The sequence below is a fragment of the Mesorhizobium sp. LCM 4577 genome (genome assembly GCF_001854795.2).
Taxonomy (GTDB): Bacteria; Pseudomonadota; Alphaproteobacteria; order Rhizobiales; family Rhizobiaceae; genus Mesorhizobium; species Mesorhizobium plurifarium.
Window position 1 is genome coordinate 91,567 of record NZ_MDDU01000005.1, and the last position, 25,804, is coordinate 117,370.

The 25,804-nt window shown below is 61.0% G+C and carries 24 protein-coding genes; 13 read left to right on the forward strand and 11 right to left on the reverse strand.

Annotation, left to right across the window (positions count from 1 at the left end):
- Positions 1 to 409: 409 nt before the first annotated feature.
- Genes LCM4577_RS10110 through LCM4577_RS10120 form a run of 3 tightly spaced genes read left to right on the forward strand, consistent with a single transcriptional unit; the run spans position 410 to position 1,729 of the window.
- Positions 410 to 709, forward strand: a complete 300-nt coding sequence (locus LCM4577_RS10110) for a hypothetical protein (protein ID WP_131803445.1) — start codon at positions 410 to 412, stop codon at positions 707 to 709.
- On the forward strand, positions 706 to 930 hold the full coding sequence (locus LCM4577_RS10115; protein WP_131803318.1) for a hypothetical protein: 225 nt from the start codon (positions 706 to 708) through the stop codon (positions 928 to 930). The genes LCM4577_RS10110 and LCM4577_RS10115 overlap by 4 nt, the downstream gene beginning before the upstream one ends.
- Positions 931 to 964: 34 nt before the next feature.
- Complete coding sequence (locus LCM4577_RS10120; RefSeq protein ID WP_052467697.1) at positions 965 to 1,729, forward strand: DUF4336 domain-containing protein; 765 nt, start codon at positions 965 to 967, stop codon at positions 1,727 to 1,729.
- Positions 1,730 to 2,438: 709 nt separating this feature from the next.
- Here the strand turns inward: LCM4577_RS10120 and LCM4577_RS10125 are convergent.
- From LCM4577_RS10125 to LCM4577_RS10145, 5 genes are all read right to left on the reverse strand, one after another.
- Positions 2,439 to 3,629 carry an FAD-binding domain gene (locus LCM4577_RS10125; protein WP_041005332.1) on the reverse strand — a complete coding sequence of 397 codons (1,191 nt, stop codon included), beginning with the start codon at positions 3,627 to 3,629 and terminating at the stop codon, positions 2,439 to 2,441.
- Positions 3,630 to 3,643: 14 nt separating this feature from the next.
- A complete protein-coding gene (locus LCM4577_RS10130; RefSeq protein WP_082047067.1) occupies positions 3,644 to 4,210 on the reverse strand; it encodes an SH3 domain-containing protein in 567 nt (188 codons plus the stop codon).
- 13 nt (positions 4,211 to 4,223) lie between these two features.
- Positions 4,224 to 4,469, reverse strand: a complete 246-nt coding sequence (locus LCM4577_RS10135) for a DUF982 domain-containing protein (protein ID WP_041005331.1) — start codon at positions 4,467 to 4,469, stop codon at positions 4,224 to 4,226.
- 63 nt (positions 4,470 to 4,532) lie between these two features.
- Positions 4,533 to 4,952 (reverse strand): hypothetical protein, encoded by a 420-nt coding sequence (locus LCM4577_RS10140; RefSeq protein WP_041005330.1) that lies wholly within the window; start codon positions 4,950 to 4,952, stop codon positions 4,533 to 4,535.
- An 806-nt stretch (positions 4,953 to 5,758) separates the two neighbouring features.
- Positions 5,759 to 6,604: a PRC-barrel domain-containing protein gene (locus tag LCM4577_RS10145; RefSeq protein ID WP_071071016.1), complete on the reverse strand. Its 846-nt coding sequence runs from the start codon at positions 6,602 to 6,604 to the stop codon at positions 5,759 to 5,761.
- A gap of 816 nt (positions 6,605 to 7,420) precedes the next feature.
- Between LCM4577_RS10145 and LCM4577_RS10150 the strand changes: the two genes are divergently transcribed.
- On the forward strand, positions 7,421 to 7,660 hold the full coding sequence (locus LCM4577_RS10150; protein ID WP_041005327.1) for a hypothetical protein: 240 nt from the start codon (positions 7,421 to 7,423) through the stop codon (positions 7,658 to 7,660).
- Positions 7,661 to 7,867: 207 nt separating this feature from the next.
- Here the strand turns inward: LCM4577_RS10150 and LCM4577_RS10155 are convergent, their stop codons facing one another.
- The 4 genes from LCM4577_RS10155 to LCM4577_RS10170 form a co-directional block, all read right to left on the reverse strand.
- Positions 7,868 to 8,566 (reverse strand): ABC transporter ATP-binding protein, encoded by a 699-nt coding sequence (locus LCM4577_RS10155; RefSeq protein ID WP_041005325.1) that lies wholly within the window; start codon positions 8,564 to 8,566, stop codon positions 7,868 to 7,870.
- Positions 8,563 to 10,401, reverse strand: coding sequence for an ABC transporter permease subunit (locus LCM4577_RS10160; protein WP_041005701.1), 1,839 nt, complete (start codon positions 10,399 to 10,401; stop codon positions 8,563 to 8,565). The genes LCM4577_RS10155 and LCM4577_RS10160 overlap by 4 nt, the downstream gene beginning before the upstream one ends.
- Positions 10,402 to 10,414: 13 nt before the next feature.
- Entirely contained in the window at positions 10,415 to 11,290 is an 876-nt protein-coding gene (locus LCM4577_RS10165; protein ID WP_041005324.1) for a branched-chain amino acid ABC transporter permease, read from the reverse strand.
- A gap of 174 nt (positions 11,291 to 11,464) precedes the next feature.
- Complete coding sequence (locus tag LCM4577_RS10170) at positions 11,465 to 12,820, reverse strand: substrate-binding protein (protein ID WP_041005323.1); 1,356 nt, start codon at positions 12,818 to 12,820, stop codon at positions 11,465 to 11,467.
- A gap of 215 nt (positions 12,821 to 13,035) precedes the next feature.
- Here LCM4577_RS10170 and LCM4577_RS10175 point away from each other — a divergent pair, with 215 nt between their 5' ends.
- From LCM4577_RS10175 to LCM4577_RS10200, 6 genes are all read left to right on the forward strand, one after another.
- Positions 13,036 to 13,773, forward strand: a complete 738-nt coding sequence (locus tag LCM4577_RS10175) for a Crp/Fnr family transcriptional regulator (RefSeq protein WP_041005321.1) — start codon at positions 13,036 to 13,038, stop codon at positions 13,771 to 13,773.
- A 241-nt stretch (positions 13,774 to 14,014) separates the two neighbouring features.
- Complete coding sequence (locus LCM4577_RS10180; protein WP_041005316.1) at positions 14,015 to 14,401, forward strand: hypothetical protein; 387 nt, start codon at positions 14,015 to 14,017, stop codon at positions 14,399 to 14,401.
- Between the two features lie 82 nt (positions 14,402 to 14,483).
- A complete protein-coding gene (locus LCM4577_RS10185; protein WP_041005314.1) occupies positions 14,484 to 15,050 on the forward strand; it encodes a TetR/AcrR family transcriptional regulator in 567 nt (188 codons plus the stop codon).
- A 564-nt stretch (positions 15,051 to 15,614) separates the two neighbouring features.
- Positions 15,615 to 16,160, forward strand: coding sequence for a general stress protein (locus tag LCM4577_RS10190; RefSeq protein ID WP_041005699.1), 546 nt, complete (start codon positions 15,615 to 15,617; stop codon positions 16,158 to 16,160).
- Positions 16,161 to 16,298: 138 nt separating this feature from the next.
- On the forward strand, positions 16,299 to 17,573 hold the full coding sequence (locus tag LCM4577_RS10195) for a cation:proton antiporter (RefSeq protein ID WP_071071018.1): 1,275 nt from the start codon (positions 16,299 to 16,301) through the stop codon (positions 17,571 to 17,573).
- A gap of 263 nt (positions 17,574 to 17,836) precedes the next feature.
- On the forward strand, positions 17,837 to 18,136 hold the full coding sequence (locus LCM4577_RS10200; RefSeq protein WP_041005312.1) for a DUF1236 domain-containing protein: 300 nt from the start codon (positions 17,837 to 17,839) through the stop codon (positions 18,134 to 18,136).
- 516 nt (positions 18,137 to 18,652) lie between these two features.
- Here LCM4577_RS10200 and LCM4577_RS10205 read toward each other — a convergent pair.
- Positions 18,653 to 19,774, reverse strand: coding sequence for an AI-2E family transporter (locus LCM4577_RS10205; protein WP_157900457.1), 1,122 nt, complete (start codon positions 19,772 to 19,774; stop codon positions 18,653 to 18,655).
- A 212-nt stretch (positions 19,775 to 19,986) separates the two neighbouring features.
- Here LCM4577_RS10205 and LCM4577_RS10210 point away from each other — a divergent pair, with 212 nt between their 5' ends.
- The 3 genes from LCM4577_RS10210 (at position 19,987) to LCM4577_RS10220 (ending at position 23,055) form a co-directional block, all read left to right on the forward strand.
- Entirely contained in the window at positions 19,987 to 20,877 is an 891-nt protein-coding gene (locus LCM4577_RS10210; RefSeq protein WP_157900458.1) for a YihY/virulence factor BrkB family protein, read from the forward strand.
- Between the two features lie 345 nt (positions 20,878 to 21,222).
- Complete coding sequence (locus LCM4577_RS10215) at positions 21,223 to 22,203, forward strand: manganese catalase family protein (RefSeq protein WP_041005693.1); 981 nt, start codon at positions 21,223 to 21,225, stop codon at positions 22,201 to 22,203.
- A gap of 6 nt (positions 22,204 to 22,209) precedes the next feature.
- Positions 22,210 to 23,055, forward strand: coding sequence for a DsbA family protein (locus LCM4577_RS10220; RefSeq protein WP_082047064.1), 846 nt, complete (start codon positions 22,210 to 22,212; stop codon positions 23,053 to 23,055).
- Between the two features lie 80 nt (positions 23,056 to 23,135).
- Here the strand turns inward: LCM4577_RS10220 and LCM4577_RS10225 are convergent, their stop codons facing one another.
- Positions 23,136 to 25,676, reverse strand: coding sequence for a membrane-bound PQQ-dependent dehydrogenase, glucose/quinate/shikimate family (locus LCM4577_RS10225; protein WP_071071024.1), 2,541 nt, complete (start codon positions 25,674 to 25,676; stop codon positions 23,136 to 23,138).
- Positions 25,677 to 25,804: the final 128 nt, after the last annotated feature.

A 25,804-nucleotide genomic window follows, 5' to 3' on the forward strand; every position in this document is an offset into this window, starting at 1 on the left:
GAAGGCTCGTGTGATGAACATTTTGTCGTTTGAGAGACGATATTATCCCTCAAAATGTCCGATCTGTGCTGGCGCCGCCTTGGAGGCTGATATCGCGCTGCGCAAGGTCGAGTTCCAATGCGCTTGTTGCGGCCCCTTTGAAATCACTTCGGCAGCGCGCGTCGCAATGAAGGGGCTCTCCGAGGAGAACCGAAGGATGTGGCTGTCGCAGGCCAGGCAACAGAATTCGACTGTCCCGTTTGTTGCCTGTGCAAACGAGACGCTGTCGCGGGGCGGATCGTGAATCCGCGTCATGGCACTTGGGAAGTGCGCCCGCGCGGATACTTCCTTGCGGCCCGGCATCGAGGTGGGGGGTTCCGGGCCGTTCCAGATGTGTTTGTGTCCGATCTTGTACCGAGAGGTGTCCGGCTTGAGTGCAGCAAACGCCATCCGCAAGCTTGAAGACTACGAAGAAGTTGGGCTCATCGGCTATCCCTGCGATGGAGACTACATCGCGGTGGTTGGCGCAAACGATCGCGAAGATTGGCTGCTCGGAGGCGAGCTGTGCGGCTTCAACGGTGCTGTTATTGCCGAACAGGCTGCGGCGCTGCCGCGCTACTATCCGCAAGGTTGCCGTCTCGTGCTCGCCACGATCAGGAAGGACAGGGTTGTTGCCATCCGGAGCTACGATGACACTCAGGCCAACGAGCGGCCGGAGTTGCGGTCATGACGAGCGGATCAGACGCCCGAGACGCGCTCGCCCTTGATGATGCGCCTTCCGAGATCCGCGCCGCGGCAATGCTGCGAGAAACCGGGTCGATGTCCTTCGACGCCGGCGTCGAAGCGGCGTTGGTCGCAGCCGCCGCCGAAATGAGGGTCGCAAGATCGGAAGTCGTCCGCCTGGCTGTTCGTGAATGGCTGGCGGCGCGCCAGCGCGGAAGTGGTTGCTGACCCACGCCGAGCCACTCCGAAGGATTGAGAGCTGATGCCGAGCCCTGAGGAAACTTTGAACGGCCAGTCCGCGTTGAACCTGTACGAGCCGATCAATCTTCTCAAGCCGGTCGCACCGGACGTGTGGATCGTGGATGGACCGCCGATAGACTTTGACCTCGGCCTGATGAGATTTCCCTTCAGTACCCGTATGACAGTTCTGCGGCTCCGCAATGGCGATCTGGCGCTCCACTCGCCGGTAGCTCTGACCCCGGCGCTGCGATCGGCGGTCGATGTGCTCGGCCCGGTCCGATTTTTGATTGCTCCGAACTCGCTGCACTATTGGTGGGTACCGGACTGGAAGGCGGCCATTCCCAATGCCGAAGTTATGGCCGTGCGCGGTTTGCAGAAGCGGGCCAAGCGTCCGATTGCCGTGGACCGGCTTCTGGTGGGGCGGCACTCGCCATGGCCTGGCGAAGTCGACCTTTTGGTCGTTCGAGGCGATGTGCTGACGGAAGCTGTGTTGTTCCACCGCGCCACGCGAACCCTGATCCTCACCGACCTGATCGAGAACTTCGAGCCGAAGCGGATACACAGCTGGTTCTTGAGACTGTTCGTAAGACTCGCAGGCGCCGCCGACCCCGACGGCAAGGCACCGATCGACATGCGATTGAGCTTCTTCCGACGCCGCAGAGCGCTGCGCATGGCAGTCCAAGAGATGCTGGCCTGGCATCCGGAGCGTGTCATCATCTCGCACGGGCGATGGTATGACAAAGACGGCACTGCTGAGCTGAGGCGAGCGTTCCGCTGGGTGCTGTGAGGCCTTGCTTCATTTGACTGGAACTCAGACGCCGGCGGTGGCTGATAGAAAATCACGCTCGTTGTTGACCGCAGAGCTGACACCCATCGGCGCCGTTCCTCGAAATCCGGTTGGAGCGGCCATTTCTAATCGGTCGAACGCAAGTGTTTTGCTGTCCTGACTAGGCTTTTACTGCATCGTCAGCGCCATCCAGCCTGCGCCCCCGGATCGCCTCGGCCACGAACACGCGCGATAGCGCGTGATAAAGAGGCTCGCGCGAAACGAGGCCAGCCGTGCCGTAGCCCAACATCGCCGCACACATCCGAGAGCCGCGAACGGCACGCTGATCAATCCGGTCGATATGGCTCCAGCTCAGAAAACAACGCGCGGTTGCCGGATGCGACGCGAAGTCCTGCCCGCGAGCGCCGCAGCATGGGGTATTTCCGCGAGATGCCTGCCATGCCTGTCCTTGAGGAAAAGCCTACCCTAACACAGGCACGGCGCTGGATCCGCCCAGCCAAGCTCGCGGCAAAGAACTGAAAATGAGGATCAAACGGCGGTCTCCGCCGCCAGGCTTGGCATTCATCCGCATGACCCGGGAAGGGCACCGACCAGAGCAGCGGCAACTCGTCTTCCAGGAAGTGGAGGCTTGCACCCCGATCGTCCGCCAGGCAACGGGTTCGGGAATCGCTTTCCGAAGAGAGAGGTGTAGTGCTGCAGCCGGGACCGGCTAACGCCAGCGATAGTCGGGGGGGTGCAGTGCGTCAGTAATTTCTTTTCCGATCACCAGACGCGCCAGGCCGGGTATTAAGAAAGCCTTTGTCACCAGGTTGCGGAACAAAAGTCCGAGCCGCGTCCTGGGCGCCAAGGCGCTCGCGAATCTCGCTGCTCCCTGCTGCTTGGTTCGTATGTAGTTCCGCAAAAGCGCTTCGTAGCGACCGAAAGCCTCCTCATGTCGACCATCGGCCTTTAAGAGTTCCCCTGCCAGAACATAGCCGGAAATCATGGCCAGCGCCGAGCCCTGCCCAGCTAGCAGGGAAACGCAAAAGGCGGCATCGCCGGTCAACACTACGCGACCTTTGGCCCATCTGTTCATCGCGATCTGGCTGACGCTGTCGAAGTAGAGCTCATCGGTATGACCCAGTTCCTCCAGGATGCGTGGGCATTCCCATCCGCCATCGGCATACTTGTTGCGCAGCATTTCCTTTTGCAGGTCCAGCGCCGTTGGCAACGGACTCTCACCAACGGTGAAGACGAACAGGAAAAGGGTGCGGTTGCCATGCAACGTGAAACGGCCGAGCATCCGCCCCGGCAGGCCGTACATCAAATACACGTCTTCATCGCGTGGCCGGTAGCCCTCGGCCTCGAATGCCGCGACGGCGTAGCCGAGCTTCTTCTCAAACTGATGCTGCGGTCCGAACGCGAGCCGCCGAACGCCTGAATGCAAGCCATCGGCGCCGACTACCAGCGAGTAGTCGCGTTCGCCTCCACGTTCCAGTTGCACCCGAACACCGTGCGAGTTTTCTTCGAGCCCAACGATCTCATTGTCGAAAATGACTTCGGTGGTGTCTTTGATCTTTTTGAAGAGCAGTCGCGAGAGATCGCTGCGTGCGAGGGTCACGTAGCGGCCGTTTGTCAGTTCGCCGAAGACGTCCGTGCCAAAGCCTCCGACGCGCTTGCCGTTCTCACCCACGATGCGCATTTCGCGCACGTGATATCCTAGGCGATTGATATCTGCCTCAAGGCCCATCCACGAGGCGATGTCATAGCCAAGGCCCCAAAAATCAATGACATAGCCCCCAGTGCGCAATTGGGGCGCCCGTTCGATCAGCGTCGGCCGGAATCCGGCGGCTGCAAGCCAAAAAGCCAGTGCCGGTCCGGCAATTCCTCCGCCTGAAATCAACACCGTTCGCTCGGCCATCCAGAAGCACCAGGTTAGAGCACTTCGCCCGGGTAGACGCCCCATAGCCCGGTTTGTTTCATGAAACCCGTTGAGGCACGCGATGCGACCGCGCACCATTGTCCGTCGCATCGGGTCAGCTCGACTTCCACGCGCGGCTCGAGCCACGCAAGGATGGCGCTGTCCGCCGCCGGCTTCGCGTACAAGGCAAGCGGCTGCCTGGACCAGGGGGCGACGACGCCGGTTCTGCGCCCTGACAGGAGCGAGTGATGGATCCAGCCGGAGCTTCCGTCCCAATCTCTCACCCGTCGCCAATTGCCGTACTCCTGATAGATCTCCAGGGGGATGCCACGTCGTTTGAAGACCCATTCGATAGTATAGCCGACACCTGGCCCAACCCGCAGATTGGCGGACGAAGCCTTTAGCGAGACGAAACGAGGCAGGGGAAACGAGCCAGCGTCCGCTCGCAGGGCGCCCGTGGTGTTGGCCGACGCCGCGAGCAACAGAATTGCAAGGACGCCACGGACGAAGGCAAGCCGCCCGCGACAGCCAGTTTGCCGTCTGGCCGGCAGGAAACCGAACGGAGCTACGCGTTTTGCCATGACGACGGGCTGCTTACTCGACGAGCATGTGCGCCTCTCGAGCCGCGTCGATCAAAGCGTCCCTGGCAAGGTCGGCCGCGATACCGCCGTTCATAGCCTGCCGGCAGGCTCGCAGCGCCGTCTTGTGCTTCTGGCTTCCCGCGCCGCGCCAGTGCCTGGTAAGCAGGTCGATCGCCTGGTTGGCATTGAGGACGTTGTTGATCTCCCCTGATATGCCGTTAGCCACTGGCACGGGCCTTGAAAACCACGCTTCGTCCATGGCTGCGCCTCCGTCGCGAGTAGCGCCCGGCGACACACCGTCGGCCGGGGCGAACCAAAGTCATCAGCTTTTGGTGTTCTCCTGAGCCACGCTGTTCGTCGGGATCGTGTCCATCGCCGACAGTTTGTCGGCACACAGATCCGCCGCACCCGGCACATCCTTTTTTATCCCGGCCAGCTTCACCCATCCGCCATCGCTGATGAAGCTGTCTCGCTGATAAGAAGAGGTTTCCTTCAGCTTGGCGAGGTTGTCGCTGGCATTCGACGCTGTAATAAATTTTTGGACGCACAGATTGGCTGCCAGCTCGGCCTTTGCCTTGATGGCCGATGTCTTGGCCATCTCCGCCGCCGTTCCAGCCGTCGTCCAGCCTCCGGCCGTGAAGCCGACGATCATCGTCAGCACAACGGCACATACCACCGTCCAGAACCACAGCTTCTTTGACGGTTGGTAAGCGTCGAAGCGTTGCGAAAATGTTTGTTCCATAGTTTCCTCCCTTTGAGACGCCTGTGTCTCAGGTTGCTTTCCAGCGCCCTCGTGGATGCTGGTCGTGTGGCGATCGGTCGATCGACCGAGATGATGGGGTTTTCTCGGCGGGGGCGATCCAGATCAAGATGCGGGGTAGGGGGATGCTGGGTCCGAGAGGCAGAAGTTTCGGCCTTGAGCGCTTCGGTGCAGATCCTCGAGCGCTCGTCTTCCATATTGCAGCCCGAGAAACGCTCGGCATGAGCATCCGAAAATTGTTCAAAGTGGCGAGCACGGACAAACTTCACCTCGTTGCTGCATCTACCGATCCCGAGCAGAAACTATTCCACGACAGTCGCAGATATGTGTGGGCGGCGGGCTCGGTCGCTTCCGTGGGCCCTCAGGCCTTGTCGCGAAAGCTCTGTGCAACTGGGGGGCAAGTCAGGAGACCACACGGACGGCGACCGAGCGGCAACCGGCGCCGGCCAGGTGGCTGGCCGGAACGTGACGGCCGCGGACGAAATCCCATCGGCAGCAAACTGAGTTCATTGGCTGCGCGCGATAAAATCTGCCATTCCCGAGCTTCATGGCGCGCCGTGGGCATTCGGCTCAACCTGGCGCACGGGCCGGCATCTGCGTGAATCAAGGGACGGCGTCGGATGCGGTGAGGCAAGATTGGGTTTGCGCTTTACCCCAGGCTTCCCGAGAGACGCCAGCATCAGCCCGCATCACGGACACGGCTCGCGTCGGCAGCGTGCTCGAACGTGTGCCGTCGGAAAGTCGATCGGTGGCGAGGGCCGCTCGGGATCGGAGCGGCCCTCGAATGACTATTGCACAATCATGCGCTGGCTGTTGCGGTTTTCGGCCCATGTGCTTTTGTCGTACGCGGGCTGGGCCTCCAACTGATCCTTGGTGAAATTAGTATAGAGGTATTTGCTGCCGCTGCGATCTTGCATGAATGAAAGCTTGTCCATGCCTACGGCCACTTCCTTTTCACCGATGCCGAGGAAACCGCCGACATCGACGATGACCGCGTCAACCTTGCCATCCTTTGTGAGGACCACATCGCCGATCTCGCCTACCTTAGCGTTGTTGGCGCCATATACGGTCGTGCCGACAAGTTCCTCGGCGCGGATTTTTCCAGGATCGACAGGGGTCATCGAAGCCTTGTCTTTCGAGCCGATCGCGGCGGTCGTGGCCGGCTCGGTCGAGGTGGTCGCCGGCGCCGCTGCCATGCTGTCGGTCCTCGTCTCGGTGGTCGCGGCGCTGTTTGCGCTGGCCGTGTCATAGGATTTGCGGTCGAAGCTCGGTTTCGCCTTTAGGTCGTCGGCCGTCGCATTGATCACGAGCCGTCGCCCGCCGTCATTGTCTGCCCATTTGACGGCGCTGAAGGGGATGGCCACGTCCTTTTCCCCCACTCCGAGAAATCCTCCAACGCTGACGATAACCGAATCCACGGCGCCGTTCTCGCCTATCAAAAGGTCATCGACGGAGCCGACATTGTCAGCCTTGTCGCCGGTGCCGTTATAAACCTTGTCGCCGATGATATTGGAGGCCAAGCGGCCAGGCACGGCTTGGGCCTGCTGGGTTGTGGCCGGCTGCGCCGCATATGCGAAGTTGGACAAGGAAACGAATGTGGCCAATGCCGTCGTCGCTAAAATGGTACGGATCATGAGGGAATCTCCTGTTGACAATGAAGCCCATTTCGCCCTCGCAGGCGGCTGATGGACTACGGGCACAACGAGACCTATCCCGGCCGGTTCCGAGCAAATTGTGTATGGAAAAAAATGCCTTATGGCTGGGAATAGTTCGCCCCCCTGCCTGGTAAGTCGAGAAGTAGGGATGAACCTTCGGCCTGTCCGGCAAACCCAGTCTGCCTGCCGGAGATATCGGAGGTGACGGAGTCATGACGGCGAGCGCCTTGCGTTCGGAACGACGCTCCCGTCGAGCCCAGCGGTTGTTATCTCCATGCAGCCGCTGGGCCTCCGGAGGGTGCGCAAGTGTATGACAGAACTTAATGCCGAAAAAAGGCGGTGCCCGCGAATGAACGTTTTGCCGTTTGACAAAGGCCGTAAATACTATCCATCAACTTGCCCGATTTGTGAGGGAGCCGCCCTGGAAGCCGATCTGGCGCACCGGCAGGCAGAATTCCAATGCGCTTTTTGCGGCGCGTACGAAATCACCCCCGCGGCGCGCTCGGCCATGAGAGGTCTTGCTCAGGAGCATAGAGCCGTATGGCTGTCTCAAGCCCGGCAACAAGCCGGAGCCACGCGACAGCTTGCGCTCGTGGCTTGCGCCAACGAGTCGTCGATGCCTCGGTCGAGCAGCTCTTGATGATCCATCAGGCCTGTATCGAGGAAGTGCGACCGCGCGGGCACTTCCTTGCGGCCCGGCACCCGTTGGGGTGGTGCCGGGCCGCGCACGACAGGCGCGGGATCTTGCCATCCATAGATTTTGAAACGATGTCGTTTGGAGGGATGTAAACTCACATGCGCGAATTGGAAGAATATGAGCAGATAGGTTTGATGGGTTACCCGGCCGACGGCGATTACATAGCTGTGGTGGGCGACAGGACTGGTCAGAACTGGCTGCTCGGGGGCGCGTTGTGCGAAATCGATGGCGCAACCATAGAGGATCAGGCGGCTGCATTGCCGAAATACCCTCCGAACGGCCGGCTCGTGGTGGCCACTATCCGAGGCAGCCGTCTCGTCGCTATTCGGGACTATTGAATGGAATTGCAGCAGGAAGGAGAATTTCCGCTGTCATCTGATTGGCCAGGCCTTTGGATAGACAATAGACAGCTGGCCTGCTTTCCAAAGAAGACCACGCCAAGGGCCCGCGCCTGGGGCGCCAGGCCTTTGCGGCTTGTTGGGAAACTCGCGTTAACGCAACGGGCGAGCGAATTGGCTTTCCGCAACTTGCTGGGACAGCTCCCATCAAACGCCGAGATAGCGTTGCAGGAGTTCCGGCCTGGCCTTGATCTCGGCGGCCGTCCACTCCTGGGCGATGTGCCCGTTGTTGATGACATAAACGCGCTCTGCAAGCGTCAGCGTCGCGGCAAGATTCTGTTCCACCAGGACCATGGTCCGCCCGGCATCCGCAAGTTCGCGACAGGCTTTGACGAGATCCTGGACGATGACCGGCGCAAGCCCTTCGAATGGCTCGTCGAGCAGTATGATCTTCGGGTCACGTATGAGCGCGCGGGCGATCGCCAGCATCTGCTGTTCGCCCCCGGAGAGGTCGGTTCCGCGGCTGGCGCGCCGCTCTTTCAGACGCGGAAACATCTCGTAAATCCTGTCGAGGGGCCACCTGTTCTCAGCTGTCAGGCCGGCGAGGATCAGGTTCTCCTCAACATTCAGGCTGCCGAAAATACGCCGCTCCTCGTGCACCAGCTGCATGCCGAGCCGGGCGATGCTATGCGCCGTTTTGCCTGCCAGTTCCTCGCCGCCCAGCCTGACGCTGCCTGAGCGCGGCGTGACGACACCCATCAGGCTCTTGAGGGTCGTGGACTTGCCGGCGCCATTGCGGCCGAGAAGCGCGACAACCTCGTTCTTCTCCACGCGTAGCGACACGTCGAACAGAATATGGCTGTCCCCATAGTAGCTATTCAGTCCTTTGACTTCGAGAAGGCTCATGCCATCTCTCCGTGGACGCCGCCGAGATAGGCTTCCTGAACCCGTGGATTGAATTTGATCTCCTTTGGGGTGCCATGAACGAGCACGCGGCCCTCTTGCAGGACAGTGACCGTTTCGACCAGTTCGAACAGGGAATCTATGTCGTGATCGATGATGATCATCGTGCGACCGCGCGCGATCGACTTCAACAGCGCCACCGTCTCGATGCGTTCGCTCGGGCTCATGCCGGCAAGCGGCTCGTCCAGCAACAGCAGGCTCGGCGACGTCGCAAGCGCTAGCCCGATCTCCAGCCGCCGCTTCTCGCCATAGGCAAGTTCCGAAACCGGCGTGTCTACGCGGTGCATCAGGTTGACCAGAGCCAGCGTACGCTCCACCTGCTCGGCAAGGCCAGGGATTTTGAGGATATTGCGGAAAAGGTCCAGTCTGAATTTGCCTCGGATTTCGCCGAGAGCAGCAATCGTGAGATTTTGACGGACCGTCAGCCGATCGAAGAGCTGGTTGATCTGGTAGCTTTTGGTCAGTCCGAGTTGGCAGACGTCCGTCACGCTCATGCCGGTAATATCACGGTCCTCGAACATGATCTTGCCCGAGCTTGGCGGGACCTCGCAGGTAAGCATTTTGAAGAACGTGCTTTTACCGGCGCCGTTGGGTCCGATGATACCGCGGATTTCCCCATGATTGATCGTGAAATCAATATCGCTGTTGGCCATCAGGCCACCGTAGCGCTTGCTCAACCCTGTAGCCCGAAGGATAGGGCCGGGAGCGCGGTGCGTCGGACGGGCTGGCGACAGCATCGGCTCGGTGGCGGCCGGCGTGATCACCGAGGCAGCCGCCGGGTTCCCGGCCGGCTCCGCCGATTTCTTTGCGCCTTTAGCCATGCGGTAGAGATCCGCAATTCCGCCGACGATGCCGCGCCTCAGAAACACGACCAGCAGCACGAAAACGATGCCGAGCACCAGCTTCCATGTCGCACCCAAATGGAGTGTGTTCTGGAAAAAATCGCTGAGGAAAAGCCACACCGTCGCGCCGATCAGCGGCCCGAACAACGACCCGGCTCCGCCTATTGCGGTTTGCATCACGAGTTGGCCGGAAGTGTCGAACATGAAAGCGTCCGGCGGCATGAATCCCTGCATGACGCCAAGCAGGCCGCCGGCGAAACCGGCGTAGATCGCGGCTGCCACGAAGGCAGCGTGTTTATAGGCGTGGATGTTGTGCCCGAGTGCCGCCGCGCGCTGCGGATTGTCGCGGATGGCAGAAAGGATCGCCCCAACCGGGGAGTGCACGATGCGAAGCGCCGCGACCAAGCCGACGAAATACCAGAACGCCAGGAAAGCATACATGGCCCTGTCGGAATGGAACGTCAGCGTGGTGAACCCAAGGAATACGCTCGGCGTCGGGACCCCCGGCAGGCCGTTCTCGCCTCCGGTGTAGCGAGAAAGCGGGTTGAATTCGACGAAAAAGAAGACTTCCGAAATCGCTACGGTGATCATGGCGAAATAGATGCCGGTCCGCCTGAGCGCGACCAGCCCAACGAGGTAGCCGACAAGGCCGGCGACGATGGCGCCGACGATGATCGCCACCATGACGTAGGGAAAGTCCAGCTCGGTCAATAGGTAGGCAGCGAACATGCCGCCGGTACCGAAGAAGGCGGACTGACCGAAGGAAAGCAGGCCAGTATAGCCGAAAAGGATGTCGAACCCGAGCCCGAACAGCCCCCAGATCAGGATGCGGTTGATGGTGGTCGGTGCGAAGCCGAAGTGCGGCAGGATGAACGGTGCGGCGATCAACGCGATCGCCGTCAGCACCTCGACGAGAAAGGGATGTTTCTGGTTCATGAGCGGATTGCGTTCACTCGCGGCCTGCCGTGCCAAGCAATCCGTAGGGACGCCATACCAGCACGAGGGTCATCGCCACGAAAAGCATGACATACGAATAGCCAGGGTTGAACATCGAGGTGATGGAGATGATCTCGCCGGCGATGAGGCCGCCCAGCACCGCACCCGGGAATGATCCGACACCTCCGATGACGACCACGACGAAGGTCTGGACCAGGATTGCCTCGCCGACGTCCGGCGCGATCGACACCACTGGCGCATTGACGATGCCGGCGAACCCAGCCGCCATGGCGCCGATGCCGAACACCAGCATGAACACCTTGTAGACGTCGATCCCCAGCGATCCGACCATGACGGAGTCCTCTATGCCGGCACGCACGATCATGCCGAGGCGGGTGCGGTAGAGGACCAGATAGAGGGCCAGCAGCGCCGCCGTGACAATGCCGAGCGAGGCGAGGCGATAGGTCGGATAAACCATGAAACCCAGATTGGTGATGCCCTGGAACAGCGCCGGCGGCGGCACCGTCTTGGACAGACTGCCGAAGAAGAAGCGTACCGTCTCGACGAAGACGATGCCCAGACCGAAGGTAACCAGGATCTGATCCTCCTGCGGGCGCGAGTAGAAATAGCGAATGATCAGCCGCTCCATCAGCACGCCGACCAGCATGACGAAGACCGAACCGGCAATCAGCGCGACGAGGAAAGAGCCTGTGTACTGATAGGCCACCCAACCGGCATAGCCGCCGAGCATGAACATGGCGCCATGCGCCAGGTTCAGGACGCCAAGCGTGCCGTAGATGATCGTCAGGCCGGACGAAATCAGCGCCAGCAGCCCGCCAAGCACCAGCCCGTTGAAGCATTGCGATAGGAAGTTAGCCCAATTGATCACGCTGTCGCCCGAACTGAGGTTGACGAATTGGCTGTCGCATCGCCGGCTGCCCCGCGACTGTCGGTCGGCCAGAGCTCAGTGCGCGAAGACATTGCTTGGCGCACTTTTGAGCTGGCCGTGACGCAGCGACGATCCTTGTTGGCGCCGGCGATGCGAAGAGGATTTTCGTGAGCGTCAGGTGTAGTCACCAAGCTGGCACCCAAAGGCATCGGGCTTCTGCATCAGGCCTTCGCCGGGCACGATCTCCACGACCTCCCAGAAGTCTTCCGGGTTCTTCATGTCCTTGGCAGCCTTGCCGCTGACGATGACGACGGGACGGATGAGCTGGTGGTCCTCGGGCCGAAATTTGACGTCTCCGACCATCGAGGGGAAGGTCTCGCCTTTTTCATACTGCTTGATGACGTCTGGCGGATAGAAAGTGCCGGCTTCAGAGACCATCCGCGCCCAGATGGCGAATTGCATGTAGGCGTTTTCCGCACCCCATTCGGGGCGGTAATCGTATTTTTTCTGGAAGGCATCGACGAAGGCCTTTGCAAGCGGATATTTGTCCTCCATCGTCCACCAGAAGTCTGTGGCGGCGAAGACCCCCTCGGTCAGGTCCGGGCCGACTTCCTTTGCCAGAAACGGAATCTGGTAGGGGATCACCATCTTCATGGTTGGCGTCAGGCCGAACTGCTTTGCCTGCTGCACCGAGAGCACGGCATCGCGGCCCCAGTTGACGTTGACGATGAACTCAGCGCCGGAATTGGCGATGTTGGTGAGATACTGGCTGAAGTCCTGCGTTCCGAGCGGCGAAACCTGGTTGGTGACCATCTCCCAACCGCCCTGGGATGTGAGATAGTCATTGACCGACTTGGTGACGGTGTGGCCGTAGGTATAGTCAGGCGTCATGAAGGCCGCCTTCTTGCCTTTGCCGAAATTCTTGACCAGCACCGGGCCGATCGCATTGGCGCAGGTCTCTCCATAGACGCACTGGCGGAACGAATAGCGCGCGCAGTCCTTGCCGGTGGTATCGTTGGAGCCGGAGATTGCCACCAGATAGAGGATCTTCTCGCGCTGAGCGAACTTGTTGAGTGCGACCGCCACTGCCGAAGAGGTAGATCCCGTCATGGCGATGATCTTGTTGTCGTTGATGAAGGTCTGCTGCGACTGCACCGCATTGTTCGGCTTGGCGGCTGAATCGGCAACGACCAGGGCCACCTTCTTGCCGAGAACGCCCTTGTCGATCTTCGGCGCTATCTGCTTGAGCAGGTCGTTCCCCTCGTTGATGTGCTCGACGGCCAGTTGCATGCCCTTGAGCTCGTCCTCGCCCTGGACGGCGTAGGCGCCGGTGCGCGGCACAGTAGCACCGATATAGACCGTATCGCCTTGCGAGCCTGCCGGCCATGTGCCCAGCGCCGGCTGATCGCCGGAGGCAGAGGCCGGGCTGATGAGCGAGACAGGCAGCATCATGCTGCCCGCAAGGCCAGCACCGGCGTGCAGCAAAGTGCGGCGAGACAGGCCGGCTCGTTTGTCATCGTTGAATGGCATTGGATTTTCCTCCCTAGGCCAAAAAGCCTCTGGGGCTTTCCTCGTAGCCCCGCTTCGTCCAACCGACAAGGAAACAGGTCGGATCCGAAGGCCATTCGCAGCCGCGCTGGCGGTCCGGTCAATGCAACTTTCGTTGGATGATTTCGATTAATGATCTAGATTAACAAGTCGCCGCATGATGCGGTGGCCCAACGACCCGGGGCATCGGAGGCCGCATGCCGTTGAACGGTCACGCGATCAAGACCAGACTGACCCGCGTCATGAGACTGAACGCAGACGACGTCGAAGCGCTTGAAGCGATTTTCGAACGCGACGTTTGCATCAAGAAACGGCAAGAACTCATCATCCAAGGTTCCCCGTTTCGGAGCCTGTGCTTTGTCCAGGATGGCTACGCCATACGTTACAGGGTGCTCCGCAGCGGCAAGCGCCAGATTCTCAAGCTCATCCTGCCCGGGGACGTCATCGGATTTCCGGTGAGCTTTTTCGATCGGTCAACCTACGCCGTCGAGGCGCTGACGGATTTGACGTACACCGTGTGTGGGATCGATCGCTACACCCGTCTCTGCTACGACCAGCCGCAATTCGGCCTGGTGCTCAGCTGGCTGGCAGCACAGGAGGCGGCGAGCTATGCGGAGCACATTGTCAATCTCGGCAGGCGCACACCGATAGAGCGGCTGGCTCACCTTTTGCTTGAAATTCATGCGCGCCTTTTCGAAGTGGGTCTGGCGCAGGAGACGAGTTTTGATCTGCCCTTTTCCCAGCAAGTCATGGCAGACGCCCTCGGGCTGAGCGTGCCGCATCTGAACCGCGTCATGCAGCAGCTGCGAGCCGAACAGCTGATCAGCAGCAACGCGCGGCTGATTGTGTTGAGCGACTCCGAGGCACTAGGAAGACTGGCGCAGTACCAGCCGATCAATCTTGCCCCGATCCCTCTGCTTCAACGCCACCACTAGCCGCATGAAGCTGTGCACTCAGCGCGATCTGGCAGCATTGCACATACTCATACAGGCGTGAACCCTCAAACGGCCCCATGATCGGCGGCGGTTCCGCCGCGATGGATAGGGGCGCGTCAGCTCTTGGCGCTCCTGCAGGCCGCGCGGGCGATCGCCTCGGGATGCTTTTTCGTTTGACTAAATCGACCGCGCATATTAGACCACTCAGTCTAGACTGAGTGGTCTAATATGGAGGAACGCGATGAAAGTTGCAAAAGATGACGTTGACCTGCGTCTTCAGCTTCCGGGAGCAGTGATAAGGCAGCGCCTGGGCTTCGGCAGCGTCGCCGGTTACGATCAGATCAGCGCCGAACATTTCTCTCTCTCCAAGGGTGTCGACACGACGCCGCTGTTCAAAGGCCTCGACCACGACTGCTGCCAGTGCCCGCACTGGGGCTATGTGCTCGAGGGCGAGATCACCACGACGAATGCGCAGGGGCGGCAGGAGACGGTGCGAAAGGACGACCTCTTTTACTGGCCTCCCGGACACAATGTGCGCGTCGTGGAGGATGCCGCCATTATCATGTTCAGCCCACAGCACGAGCACAGCCATGTGATCGATCACATGGTCAAAAAGACCCAACGGTAGCGCGGGCGATCGCCGGAATTGGAAATCCGTTCTCGTTGGGTGTAATGGTCGCGCCGTCCCGGCGCGATCATTCTGACAAGCGATGCACACGACGAAGCAACGGCTCATTGGCGAAGGCCTGCCCATGCTGCTCAGGCAGGGCTACAACAATCTCGGCCTGCAGGCGCTGCTCGATTCGGCAGGGGTGCCGAAAGGTTCGTTCTATCATCACTTCTCCGACAAGGAGGATTTCGCCCTCCAGGTAATCGACACCTACATCGCCGGCGTTCATGCAACGCTTGACGCTTGCATTGCCGATGTTGCAGTGCCGCCGCTGGAGCGCATTCGCTCCTTCTTCCGGCAGGTGGAGGAGAGCTATCGACAGGAAGGGTATCTGGGCTGTCTCATGGGCGGACTCGGACAGGAGCTCTCAGGCATCAGTGACGTCTTCAGGGAGAAGATCGAATGGTGCTTCTCCTCGATTGCCCAAAGGCTCCAACTGTGCCTCGACGCGGCCAAGAAAGAGGGCGCCATCGCGGCCGACGTCGACACGGCAAGGATGGCGGATCTCCTGGTGGATTGCTGGGAGGGGGCCGCGCTTCGCAGCCGCCTCAGGAAAAGCCCCGAACCCCTTGCCGCAATGCTGGATTTCGTTTTGCGCTCGGTTTGATATTCGTTTGGCCAGCGAGCTTCGACCTAGGGCCTGAGCGAACCGGGCGCGGATCCAGGGTGGCTCAACTGCCGTAACGATTCCTAGCGGCTCCCGACGCCGGGTGACATGCGCTGAGCAGTGATGACTTGCCATCACCGCACCCGCCCGACAAACGCTAGGAAATTGATCGTCCCGTCTGGAATAGTTTCCGGCCGGGCTCAGTAAATGGTGCAACGAGGGTGAACACAACGTGGCAAGGCCGCCCTTGTAGACAGGGAGCGGCGGCGAGTTCTGAAGCTGCGGAATTTTCAGATTTCGCCATCGGGAGGAGCAGGCTCCCGTCCGGCCCAGCGGTTGCTGTCCCGGTCCTTACCCTGACCGCTGGGCCGTCGATTTTGATGTTATGAATTCGGGTAAAGGCGCGTTTCCATGGCATTTCGCATCGGGAGGACATTTGGCGCTGTCGCTGCGTAACAATGCACCTAAATCTGGTCCGGAGGGCCGCAGATGGTTGAGCGGTCCTGGACGAGAGGTGCGATGCCGCGAGCCGCCAATCGCACGGTGCAGGACAGGAAGCCCCATATGAAAGTGGTAATCGGGCTGTTTGATACCTACGACGATGCCGACCAAGCGATTCGCGAATTGGGCGCGGCGGGCGTTTCACCGTCCGACATCAGCGTTGTTGCCCATGGGGCAAACCGTTGGTACGCGCACCATCGGTCGCAGGTGGCAGAGGACGCTGTCGCCGGCGCCTGCCTCGGCGGTCTGGTCGGTGGTACGGCAGGCCTTCTGGCCGGCCTTGGCGTGATCGCGATTCCAGGCTTGGGCCCGCTGGCGGCGGCCGGGTGGCTCGCCGCGACCACAGCGGGAGCCCTAACCGGCGCGGCGGCAGTTGGCGCAGCCGGCGGCATCACCAGCGCGTTGATCGGTTCAGGCCTCGCTGAAGAGGACGCCGGCGTTTACGCGGAAGGCATTCGCCGCGGCGGCACTCTTGTCGTTGCAAGGGTCAAGGACCCAGCGATCCCAGACGCTGAACAGATTCTGCGGGCCAGGTCAGTCAATCTGGCGGAACGGCGCAGCGAATATGAGGCTGCGGGGTGGACCGGCTTCGATCCGTATGCGGGATAGAACGGCCCCGCCGCACGCGCTCGAATCTGCCGGACAGGCGCCGCGGCTACTCGCCGTATGCTCCATTCTTCGTCGGCTGTCGATCTGTTCTGTCCGGCAGGATCAGTGCGGCACCCTGCAAGATCACCAGGCCAACTGATGAGCAGTCTCAGTGGAGCGCTGGCACTCGGCGCAGGCACCGTGCTGGCGCTTGGCCTGGTCGGCGGTTATGTCCGGAACCGGCTGTGGCTGGCCGAAAGTACCATCTGCCTGATGCTTGGCGTAATTTTAGGGCCATTGATGCTTGGATGGGCAGATCTTGCTGCGGTGTCACTCGACCCATTCGCCCTCCTCAAGGAAGCGGCACGGCTCACGCTAGGGATCTCCGTCATGGCTGCCGCCCTGCGGCTGCCGCCGCGTTTCGTGTGCCAGCGTGCTGTTGGCTTGGCGATTTTGTTAGGACCAGGAATGCTGCTGATGTTCTTATCAGGCTCACTCCTCGCCCTGACAGTCCTCAACCAGGAGCCGCACGTCGCTCTGCTGGTCGGCGCGGCGCTTGCGCCGACGGATCCGGTCGTAGCCGGCGCCATCACCGGCGGAACAGCCGCCAAGCGCCTGATTCCGACCCGGATGCGCGGTCTACTGACAGCCGAAAGCGGTGCCAATGATGGCCTGGCACTTCTTTTCGTGACGCTGCCAATTCTGTTTCTCGCCCGCGCTCCGGTAGAGGCGCTTTCGGAATGGCTGATGCGCGTTCTGATCTGGGAGGTTGTGGGAGGCGTTTCAACAGGGCTCGTGTTGGGGTGGCTGGCTGGCCAGCTTCTGGTATGGGCTCGGCGCCAGCCCTTCTCCGAGCGCCATTCGCTCGCCACCATAGCCGTGGCTTTGTCGCTCGCGGTGCTTGCCGTCGTTCGGCTGATGGGGAGCGACGGAATTCTTGCTGTTTTTGTTGCAGGGCTTGCCTTCAATCCCGCCGCCTCGAGCGGGGAGGCGCGCCAGGAAGAGATCCAGGTAGCGGTTAGCCGCTTCTTTGACCTCCCGGTCTTCATCCTGGTCGGGGCGATGCTCCCTTGGACAGCTTGGAACGAGCTTGGCTGGAGGGGCTTGGCATTTGCGGTAGCGGTACTCTTTCTGAGGCGAGTGCCATGGTGGGTTATATTGTATCGCGCGGTACCAGGGGTGAAAACAGCGTCTGAGGCGGTGTTCCTTGGCTGGTTCGGTCCAATTGGCGTCTCCACAGTGTACTATCTTCTGCTGATCCGCGAACGAACAGACTTGGACCAGGTATGGGGAATTGGCACCACGGCGGTGTTTTTATCCGTGCTGGTGCACGGCACGTCTGCGACGCCCCTCACGCACCTGATCGGGCGAAGAATACGAAGCAAACCAGAGCGCAATCACGGCCCGCCGGGAACCGCCGACTTGCGTGAGTAAAAGCCGGGCCTTGCCCAGGACAAGCAAAGTCCAACGCCGTCGCGGTGCGCGAGTGTGGCGCTCGTCCGGCTGGTCTTTGAGCTGGCGGTCGACTCTTAAGTCGTGGACCTAAGTCGGACGCGCAAGCGCATTAACCCCTTCACTTTTTTGTGCCGAAACATGGCTGCGACAATCTCGTTGAGTCATGAATTGCCCAGAGGCCCCTCGGCGGTTCCGCTGCATCGGCCAGCGTTGAAGAAGGGCACATAGAAGGAGAATCGAAAATGAAGACGTTGATCACCAACTCTGTCGCCGGCCTGTTGCTCTTGTCGGGCGTTAGCGTCGCAATCGCGGATACGGTGGTTCTGGCCCCGGAACAGGAAACGACCATCCGCGAATACGTGAAGAAAGAACCGCTGGCTTCCATCAAGTTGCCGGGGGTGGAGCTGAAGGTCGGGAGCACGCTGCCGGAAAAGGTGGAACTCCATAAAGTGCCGAACGTAAAGTACGAATATACCGTGATTGATAATCGGACCGTGGTCGTTGATCCCGAAACGCACACCATCGTCAAAGTGCTCGACTGACAGTCCGGCGGGCAGCGCCATCCGGCGCTCCCGCTGTTGCACGTGGCCGTGCGACCCCTGTCGCACAGGCCAGAAAATCCGAGCGGCAATCGAGGCAAATTCGTCGATGACTGGCTGATGCTGCTGGCGTCGATGGGTTTTGCCCACTGTTCGCGTCCATCACGTGTCGTGGCACCTCACTCGTCGAAGCTGCTCGTCTCGATGTTTTCCCAGGAGTCCCGCGCGAAGTTGCACCGGGCCGTCCGCAACCGGTTCCCGACCGGGGGATGGCATCGAAGCGCACCCTCCGGCCGGCGCGGATGGACGAGCCGCCAAGATGATGCGCATTGGAGCAGGTCGAGATGATGTGGAGGCGTTTCCTGCCCGAGATTTTTGATCCTGCGATCTTCTCGACCAACCGATCTCAGCCTCGACCGCCGGAGATAGTCTCAGAGGTGTTTGCCAGGTCAATCGGGCCGGCCGGCGCGCGGCGAGCGGAACGGGCAACAATGGACGGAGGGACYGGTCGGGAGTGTCCTAGCCAGCCCCCGTTTCACCAGGCTTCACTTGTCCGTCGGAAGCCGCCAACGCTGAGACATCGTTGCTGCGACGCGTGGGTGCCACGTATAGCCGCAACATCAGAATTCGGATGACCGCAGCCAAGGGTGTCGCAAGGGCCAAGCCATAAATTCCAAACATGACCCCAAGCACAATTTGGCCCGAAAACAGCAATGCAGGAGGCACGGAAACGGCTCGCCTTTGGATCATCGGGGTCAAGACGTAGCTCTCCAGCGTCTGCGCGCAAAGATATGTCACAGCTGCGCCGATCACTGCCCAAATGCCCAAGGGCAAGCTGGCGACGATGATTACAACGCCAGCGACCAGCGGCCCCAACGTGGGTACAAAGGCAAGCAGGGCCGCTTGCAGGCCGAGAAGAGCAGCCGGACTGACTCCAATGAACGTCAACCCAACCCAGACGATCAGCCCGATCAAGGTCATCGTGATCAGTTGGCCGACAATCCAGTGCCGCAGGGCTTGTCCGCATTCGTCCAGCGTCACGCGCCAGCCGTGTTGGCGATCCGGCGGGGCAAGCAGGAGAACGGCGTCGCGATATACGACAGGCTGTGCGGCCAAGAAGAGTCCGAGGAAAACAATAATCATACCGTCGCCCAGCCCGGCTACCAATGTTGCAACGGCGGTCCAGGCCGGCCCAAACAACCCGCCGACGTTAGGGAGCATAGACTTCAACGTCGGGGTCGCCTCGCGCAGGTCCGGCTGCGTCAAATCATCCGCGGTGTCCCGAGGGAATTTGAAGCCGTGTTGCTGCAGCCAAGCCAAGCCGTTGTTGATCTGCTCGCGCACGGTGGCAGCCAGTTCGCTGCCTTGCACCCCGATCGCGGCTCCGCCCCATGCAACGCAGGCCAACACGAAGGCGAACAGGGCCACACAGACGATCATCAGCCGGACGCCGCGCGGCCAATGCACGAGCTTCCCGAGCATGTACGTGAGGGCGTCGAGAAAAGACGCAAATACGACGCCGGCAAAGAGAAGCAGCAGCGCCTCGCTCACGCGCCAAATGAGAAAGAGCACCGCGCCGGCAAAGCCGGCGTATAAGACCCCATAGCGGATGAGTGCTTTTGGATGATCGCCAGCTGGCACGTGTGCACCATCCCTTCGGTTCAACCGCGGCGCGGATTGTCTTCCATGCCACGCCACACCTGGGGGCGCCAGAAGCTGTTTCGTGCAGTCGAAACCGGTAAACTTCAGGAGACAACCGACGAAGGCATGGCCAAGAAGCGATCAGGCTTGGTGAGGCACCTTATGGCCGTGGAACGATGCGCTGCATGAATGGTTCCCAGGTCGGAGGCAGCATGCCGGAGCCATGGTTCACCTCAGCCAAGCTGCGGTCTTGGGCGCAAGCCGTCGGTCAAGCCGCGATCGCATTCCACACGCACGGGCTTTCCAGCATCGCGTCGGGTGTAGCATTTTGCGCGACCCTGGCGACCTTCCCCGGCATTGCCGTGCTGGTATGGGCAAGCAGCCAGTTCATAAGCCCAGACGAATTGCGGGCTGCAGTGATGACTGTTGCCACGGTGATGCCGCAGAGCACGCAGGAAATCATCCGAATGGCCGTGAACAACCAACTTGCGCAGAGCGCGGACGGAGGGGCTTCTTCGGGCTTCCTTGGTCCATTTTTCGCCCTTGCTCTGGCCATCTGGAGCGCAAGCAGCGGCGTCAAGGCATTGCTGGTCGCACTCAATACGATTTTTAAGCGTACGGAGAGCAGAGGTTTCCTGCGCCTTACAGTGGTCACGATGGCATTTACTGGCGGCATTCTTTTTCTGTCGGTGATCGGCATCGCGCTGATTGTGATCGGCCCGTCCTTGGTTGCGCTTGGCGGGATTTCGCCGAAATGGCCGGTGCTGTTGACCTATTGCAGATGGCCTGCCTTGGTCGCGCTCTCCACCGTCGGCGTTGGAATCCTCTACCGCTTTGCTCCTAATCGCGAGGGTGAGCAGGGCTCGCTGGTGACATTCGGTTCGTTCGCAGCGGCGTCAGCTCTGACCGCCTGTTCCGCCCTGTTCTCGCGCGTGCTTGCTCACGTGGCGAGCCTGTCGATCACCTATGGATCCCTCAGTACCGTCATCGCCTTCATGATATGGCTCTGGCTGTCCACAACGCTGGTACTGGTCGGCGCAGAGCTTGACGTGGCCCTCGGAAATGGCAAGCAGCGCGGCTCTAAAGGCTCGCCGCCACAGTAGTTCGCGGGCCTGGAGGGCGGCCCCACCCATCCCTTCATCGCAAAGGCCTACCCGGCCATATCAGGCGGGTTACGTGAGGCCTGTCGCTGCGCGCAACACAGCACCTGTCGCTCCGACGATGGGAACATCGTTCTACGCACATCGGTTTTGACCAAAACCCGCACACCGACAGGATCGGCGAGCGGAAGCGGCCTGCGACGTGAACAAAGTGCCCCCGGGCCGTGGAACAAGCTGGGCCCGCTCAAGTTCGGGTTGCAGTCGCTCGGTTCGGTTATCCGCTCCAGCGTCGGGTTCGCTGTCCTCCCACTTGGAGCGATCCTATCCCCTAAAATCACGGAGACGATCATGTTCTATCACGTCAAGGAACTGCAATTTAACGCACGCGTGTCCGGACCGGACCCGAAGTTTGCCGCCCTTCTGCTTGAGCAGTTTGGCGGTGCGAATGGCGAGCTTGCCGCTGCCATGCGTTACTTCACGCAGGCCTTTTCGACGCGCAAACCCTATCCTGACAAGTATGACATGCTCATGGACATCGCGACCGAGGAATTCAGCCATCTTGAGATCGTCGGCGCCACGATCACCATGCTTCTGGATGGCGTGAACGGCGAGTTGAAGAACGCCGCCGAGGCTTGCCCTCTTAACAAACTGACCAAAGGCAAGGCGGGTAAGGAGGAGGTGCTGCATGAGGCGCTTACCAACCCCCTGTTCCTTATACAATCTGGCGGCGGGCCTACTTTGACCAACAGCCAAGGCGTCCCGTTCTCAGGAAGCTACATCGATGCCAATGGAGATTTGACAGTCGATCTGCGCTCGGACATGGCCGCCGAGGCACGCGCGAAGATAACCTACGAATACCTGATGAAGTTCACTGACGATCCGCTGGTGCATGACAGCTTGCGCTTTCTGATGACACGGGAAATTGCGCATTTTCAGATGTTCGGGGCAGCCTTGGACACCATTCAACCGAACTTCCCAATGGGGGTTCTGCAGGGTGACCCGCGGCACACGCACACCTACTTCAATCTTTCGAACGGTGCTGATGCGCGAGGACCTTGGAACGAAGGGCAGGGTCCATGGGACGAGGGCGAAAGCTGGGAGTACGTCAAGGAGCCGCTCAAGCACGTCATCGACACCGATGGCGAGATCAATCATGAGCCCAAAGGAGTGAAGACGACGCAGGAGCAAGTCGCTGCAAAAAACAAGGAGATGTCGAAAAAGCGCAGTGAGGAGGTCAAGTCCAAGACGGCTTCCGCACCGGCACAATGGTCCTCATACCCGCAGGACAAACTGGAGAGTCCCATGAGGCCCGACACTTCCCAGGTCTAAGATGGCGTGACGCACACATTCGCGGCAGGTCGCCCAGCTGCGCCGCCGGGGCAGCAACCGGTCCTGGAAATCTCCTATTTCACCGATCCGCTGTGTTGCTGGAGCTGGGGCCTTGAGCCCCAGCTGCGGCGACTGCGTTACGGGTTTCGGGGCAAGGTCGCCTTGCGGCTGCGGATGGGCGGCATGATTGGAGGCTGGGACAGGTTCTGTGATCCGGTGCACGACATGCATCGGCCGATCCAGATGGGCCCGCTGTGGATCCAGGCCAGCGCTGTGACTGGAATGCCCCTTGAGCCGGCGATCTGGGCGCAAGACCCGCCCGCCTCGTCATGGCCTGCCTGCCTTGCGGTCAAGGCCGCAGGGCTTCAGTCGCCAGCCGCCGGCGATCTTTATCTCCGCCACGTCCGGCAAGCACTGATGCTCGAAGGGCGCAATGTAGCGCGCGACGAAGTGCTGGTTGAGCTTGCCTGTGAGCTTGCCAAAGCTCGCCCCGAGCAGTTCGATCATGCCCTCTTCGTGAAGGAATTCGCCGGGCGCGACGCCAAAGCGGCCCTTCAAGACGATGTACGTGAGGCACGATTTCGCGGGGTGGGACGGTTTCCCTGCCTGTGCTTGAGCCGCCCTCACAAGATTCCGGTTTGGATTGTTGGTTGGCTGCCCTGGCAGGCGCTGCTGGAACAAGTGCGCGCCTACGCGCCTGAACTCGGTTCGGAGCGGACCCCGTCCAGCCGCGAGGCCTATTCTTCCTATTGGGGCGGGGTTGTCGAGCGAGAGGTTGAAGTGGCATTCGGTGTGTCGGACGGAGAAGCCTTGTTCAATGCTCAAATTGCGAACTCGTCAGGTGGCGGCTAGTCGGCGCCCGAGGACACGCCCAGGCGACCGCGCAGCCTGGACGTCGCGCGGAGCGCGCTCTACACGGGAAAGGGCAGCAGTCAACGAGGCAGCGCGTAGGCGATGATCGAATCGCCTGCCTTTGTGCCAGTCGACCCATGACCCCCCGCCACCACGACCAGATACTGGCGGCCGTCTGCAGCCTGATACGTGGACGGCGTGGCCTGCCCGCCCGCCGGCAGGCGATCGCGCCAAATCTCGCGACCTGTGCGAAGGTCATAGCCTCGAACGTAGTTGTCCATCGTGCCGCTCAAGAAGGCGACGCCGCCCGCGGTGATAATGGGGCCGCCAATCCCTGGCACTCCCATCTTGAACGGCAGCGGGACAGGAGACAGGTCGCGGACGGTGCCATTGACATGGCGGTACACCGTCTTGCCCGTTCTTAAATCCACGCCAGCGACATACCCCCATGGTGGCCGCTGGCACGGCAGATTGAGAAATGAGTAAAACGGGCCCATCTTGGCGGCGAACGGAGCGCCGAAGTTTTCGTTGAACACTGGCGCGCCTTTCTTGCTGACGACGCGGGTTGTGTCGTCCGGCCGGGGCAGCAGCTGCGAGGTGAAAGCCAGATAGACCGGCATGGCGAAGGCAATGTCGCGCTGTGGGTCGACGGCAATGGCTCCCCAGTTGAAGATGCCGAAGTTTCCCGGATAAACAATGCTGCCGCCGAGGGAAGGCGGGGTGAACGCACCGTCGTAACGCAGTTGATGGAAGCGAATGCGGCAGTAAAGCTGGTCTATGGGGGTGGCGCCCCACATGTCGGCTCCGGTCAGTGGTTTTGGCCTGAACGACACCGCCGAGTGTGGCTGCGTTGGCGCTGTATGGTCTCCGCCGACAGCACCTTGCGGCGCAGGCTCCTCCTTGACCGGCAAAACGGGTTCGCCGGTCAGGCGATTCAAGACGAACACCTCGCCCTGCTTCGTGGGCGCCACCAGGGCCGGAACTTGTTGCCMGTTGATGGTCAGATCAACCAGGCTCGGCTGGGCTGGCACGTCGTAGTCCCACAGGTCGTGATGAACCGTCTGGAAGACCCACGCCACCTGTCCCGTGTCCGCATGCAGCGCCAGGATCGAGGACGAAAACCGCTCGGTGTTCGGTCCGCGGTTGGCGCCGAACTGATCGGGCGATTCGTTGCCCATTGGAAAATAGATCAACCCGAGCTTGGGGTCGTAACTGGCGACACTCCACGAATTGGGAGCATTGTGGGAATAGGTCTGGCCGTTGGGAATTGGAGCGGTCGCATCTGGGTTCTTGCTGTCGAAATTCCAAACCAGTGCCCCGGTATAGGCGTTGAAGGCCCGGATCACGCCTGACGGCGAGGTCGTCGCAACGTTGTCGTTGACTGCTCCAGCCACGACAATCAGGTTCCCGGCGACAACTGGAGGAGACGTCGAATAGAACGAGCCGGGTGTCACGTTGGGCATGTTGGCCCATAGGTTTACCGTGCCGTCCGAACCGCCGAATCCGGGACAAAGCTTGCCGGTGTCGGCGCTGATCGAGATCAGCCGGCCATCCGACGTGGGGACGAAAAGTCGCTTGGTGCATTCGGCGCTCAGGGTCACGTGCGCCGGGGGCTGCTCGCGGTCGACCACCGGATTGGGAGCTCCGGCCGGCGCGTGCCCGGTCACCACATTCTGCGGTACGCCAGCGGCCTGGGTCGTCACTTCGTCGACGCTTTGCTGGAGATCGGCGGCAGCCTGGGTGCCGGCCGCGGCCGAGTCAGGTGCGAGAGAGACTTCCGGCGGCACGTCGGCCGGTGTGACCTCCTGGTAGGCCACGCCTCGGCAGGTCATATGCTGCGTGGTGTCCCGAGGCGGCTGCTTGAGCTTGGGGTCGAACCGCCATTTCTCTTTGCCGGTCTCGGGATCGAGCGCGATCACCGTGCTGAACGGAGTACAAATATATACCGTGCCGTTGACCATAAGCGGAGTGACCTCATAGGTCGTTTCCTGAGGATCGTTCTGGTCACGGATCTGCCCGGTCTTGTAAGTCCACGCGACCTTTAGCTTGTCGACGTTCGCCGGCGTGATTTGGGCGAGCGGGGAGAAGCGCTGGCCCATCGACGTGCGGCCGTAGGCAACCCATTGCCCGGGAGGAATTCCCCCGTCCGTTGCCGCCGCCGCTGCCGCCATACGCTCCTGATTGAATGTGCCGGAAACGTCGTCTGGATCCTGAAACATCGAATAGATGCCGACGGCCGCCGCCAACACGATGACTGCGGTCAGCGCTGCATTGTTGGCGTCAAACCCGGCCGTGATCCGATAGCGCCGATTGAACGCGTTTACGATGGCAGGCAGGAGCACGAGAATACCGAGAACGAGCAACAGCCCGCCCCGCGGTGCCAGCGCCCACCAGTTCAAGCCGACTTCCCACAAGGCCCAACATAGCGTGACGAGGATCGTAACGGCGTAGAGGCCAGCTCCAGCCGGTCTGCGCATGGCGATCAGCGCGCCAGATGCAGCGAGCATCGCGCCCAGCACGACGTAGAACCAGCTGCCGCCCAGGGCAGCCAACCAGAGGCCTCCGAGGACAAGGACAGCGCCTGTCAATATGATGATTGCCGAAAGCGCAAGCCGATACATCGGGCAGCCTCCTGTTGGAAATGGTTTATCGGCCCCTTCCCGCGGCGGGGCGAAGGGCAATGTGCGCCTGGCGAGCCGGCGAACCTGCCATTAGGGGCGCGTATCGAGGGCGTGCGGGGTCTCTCCGC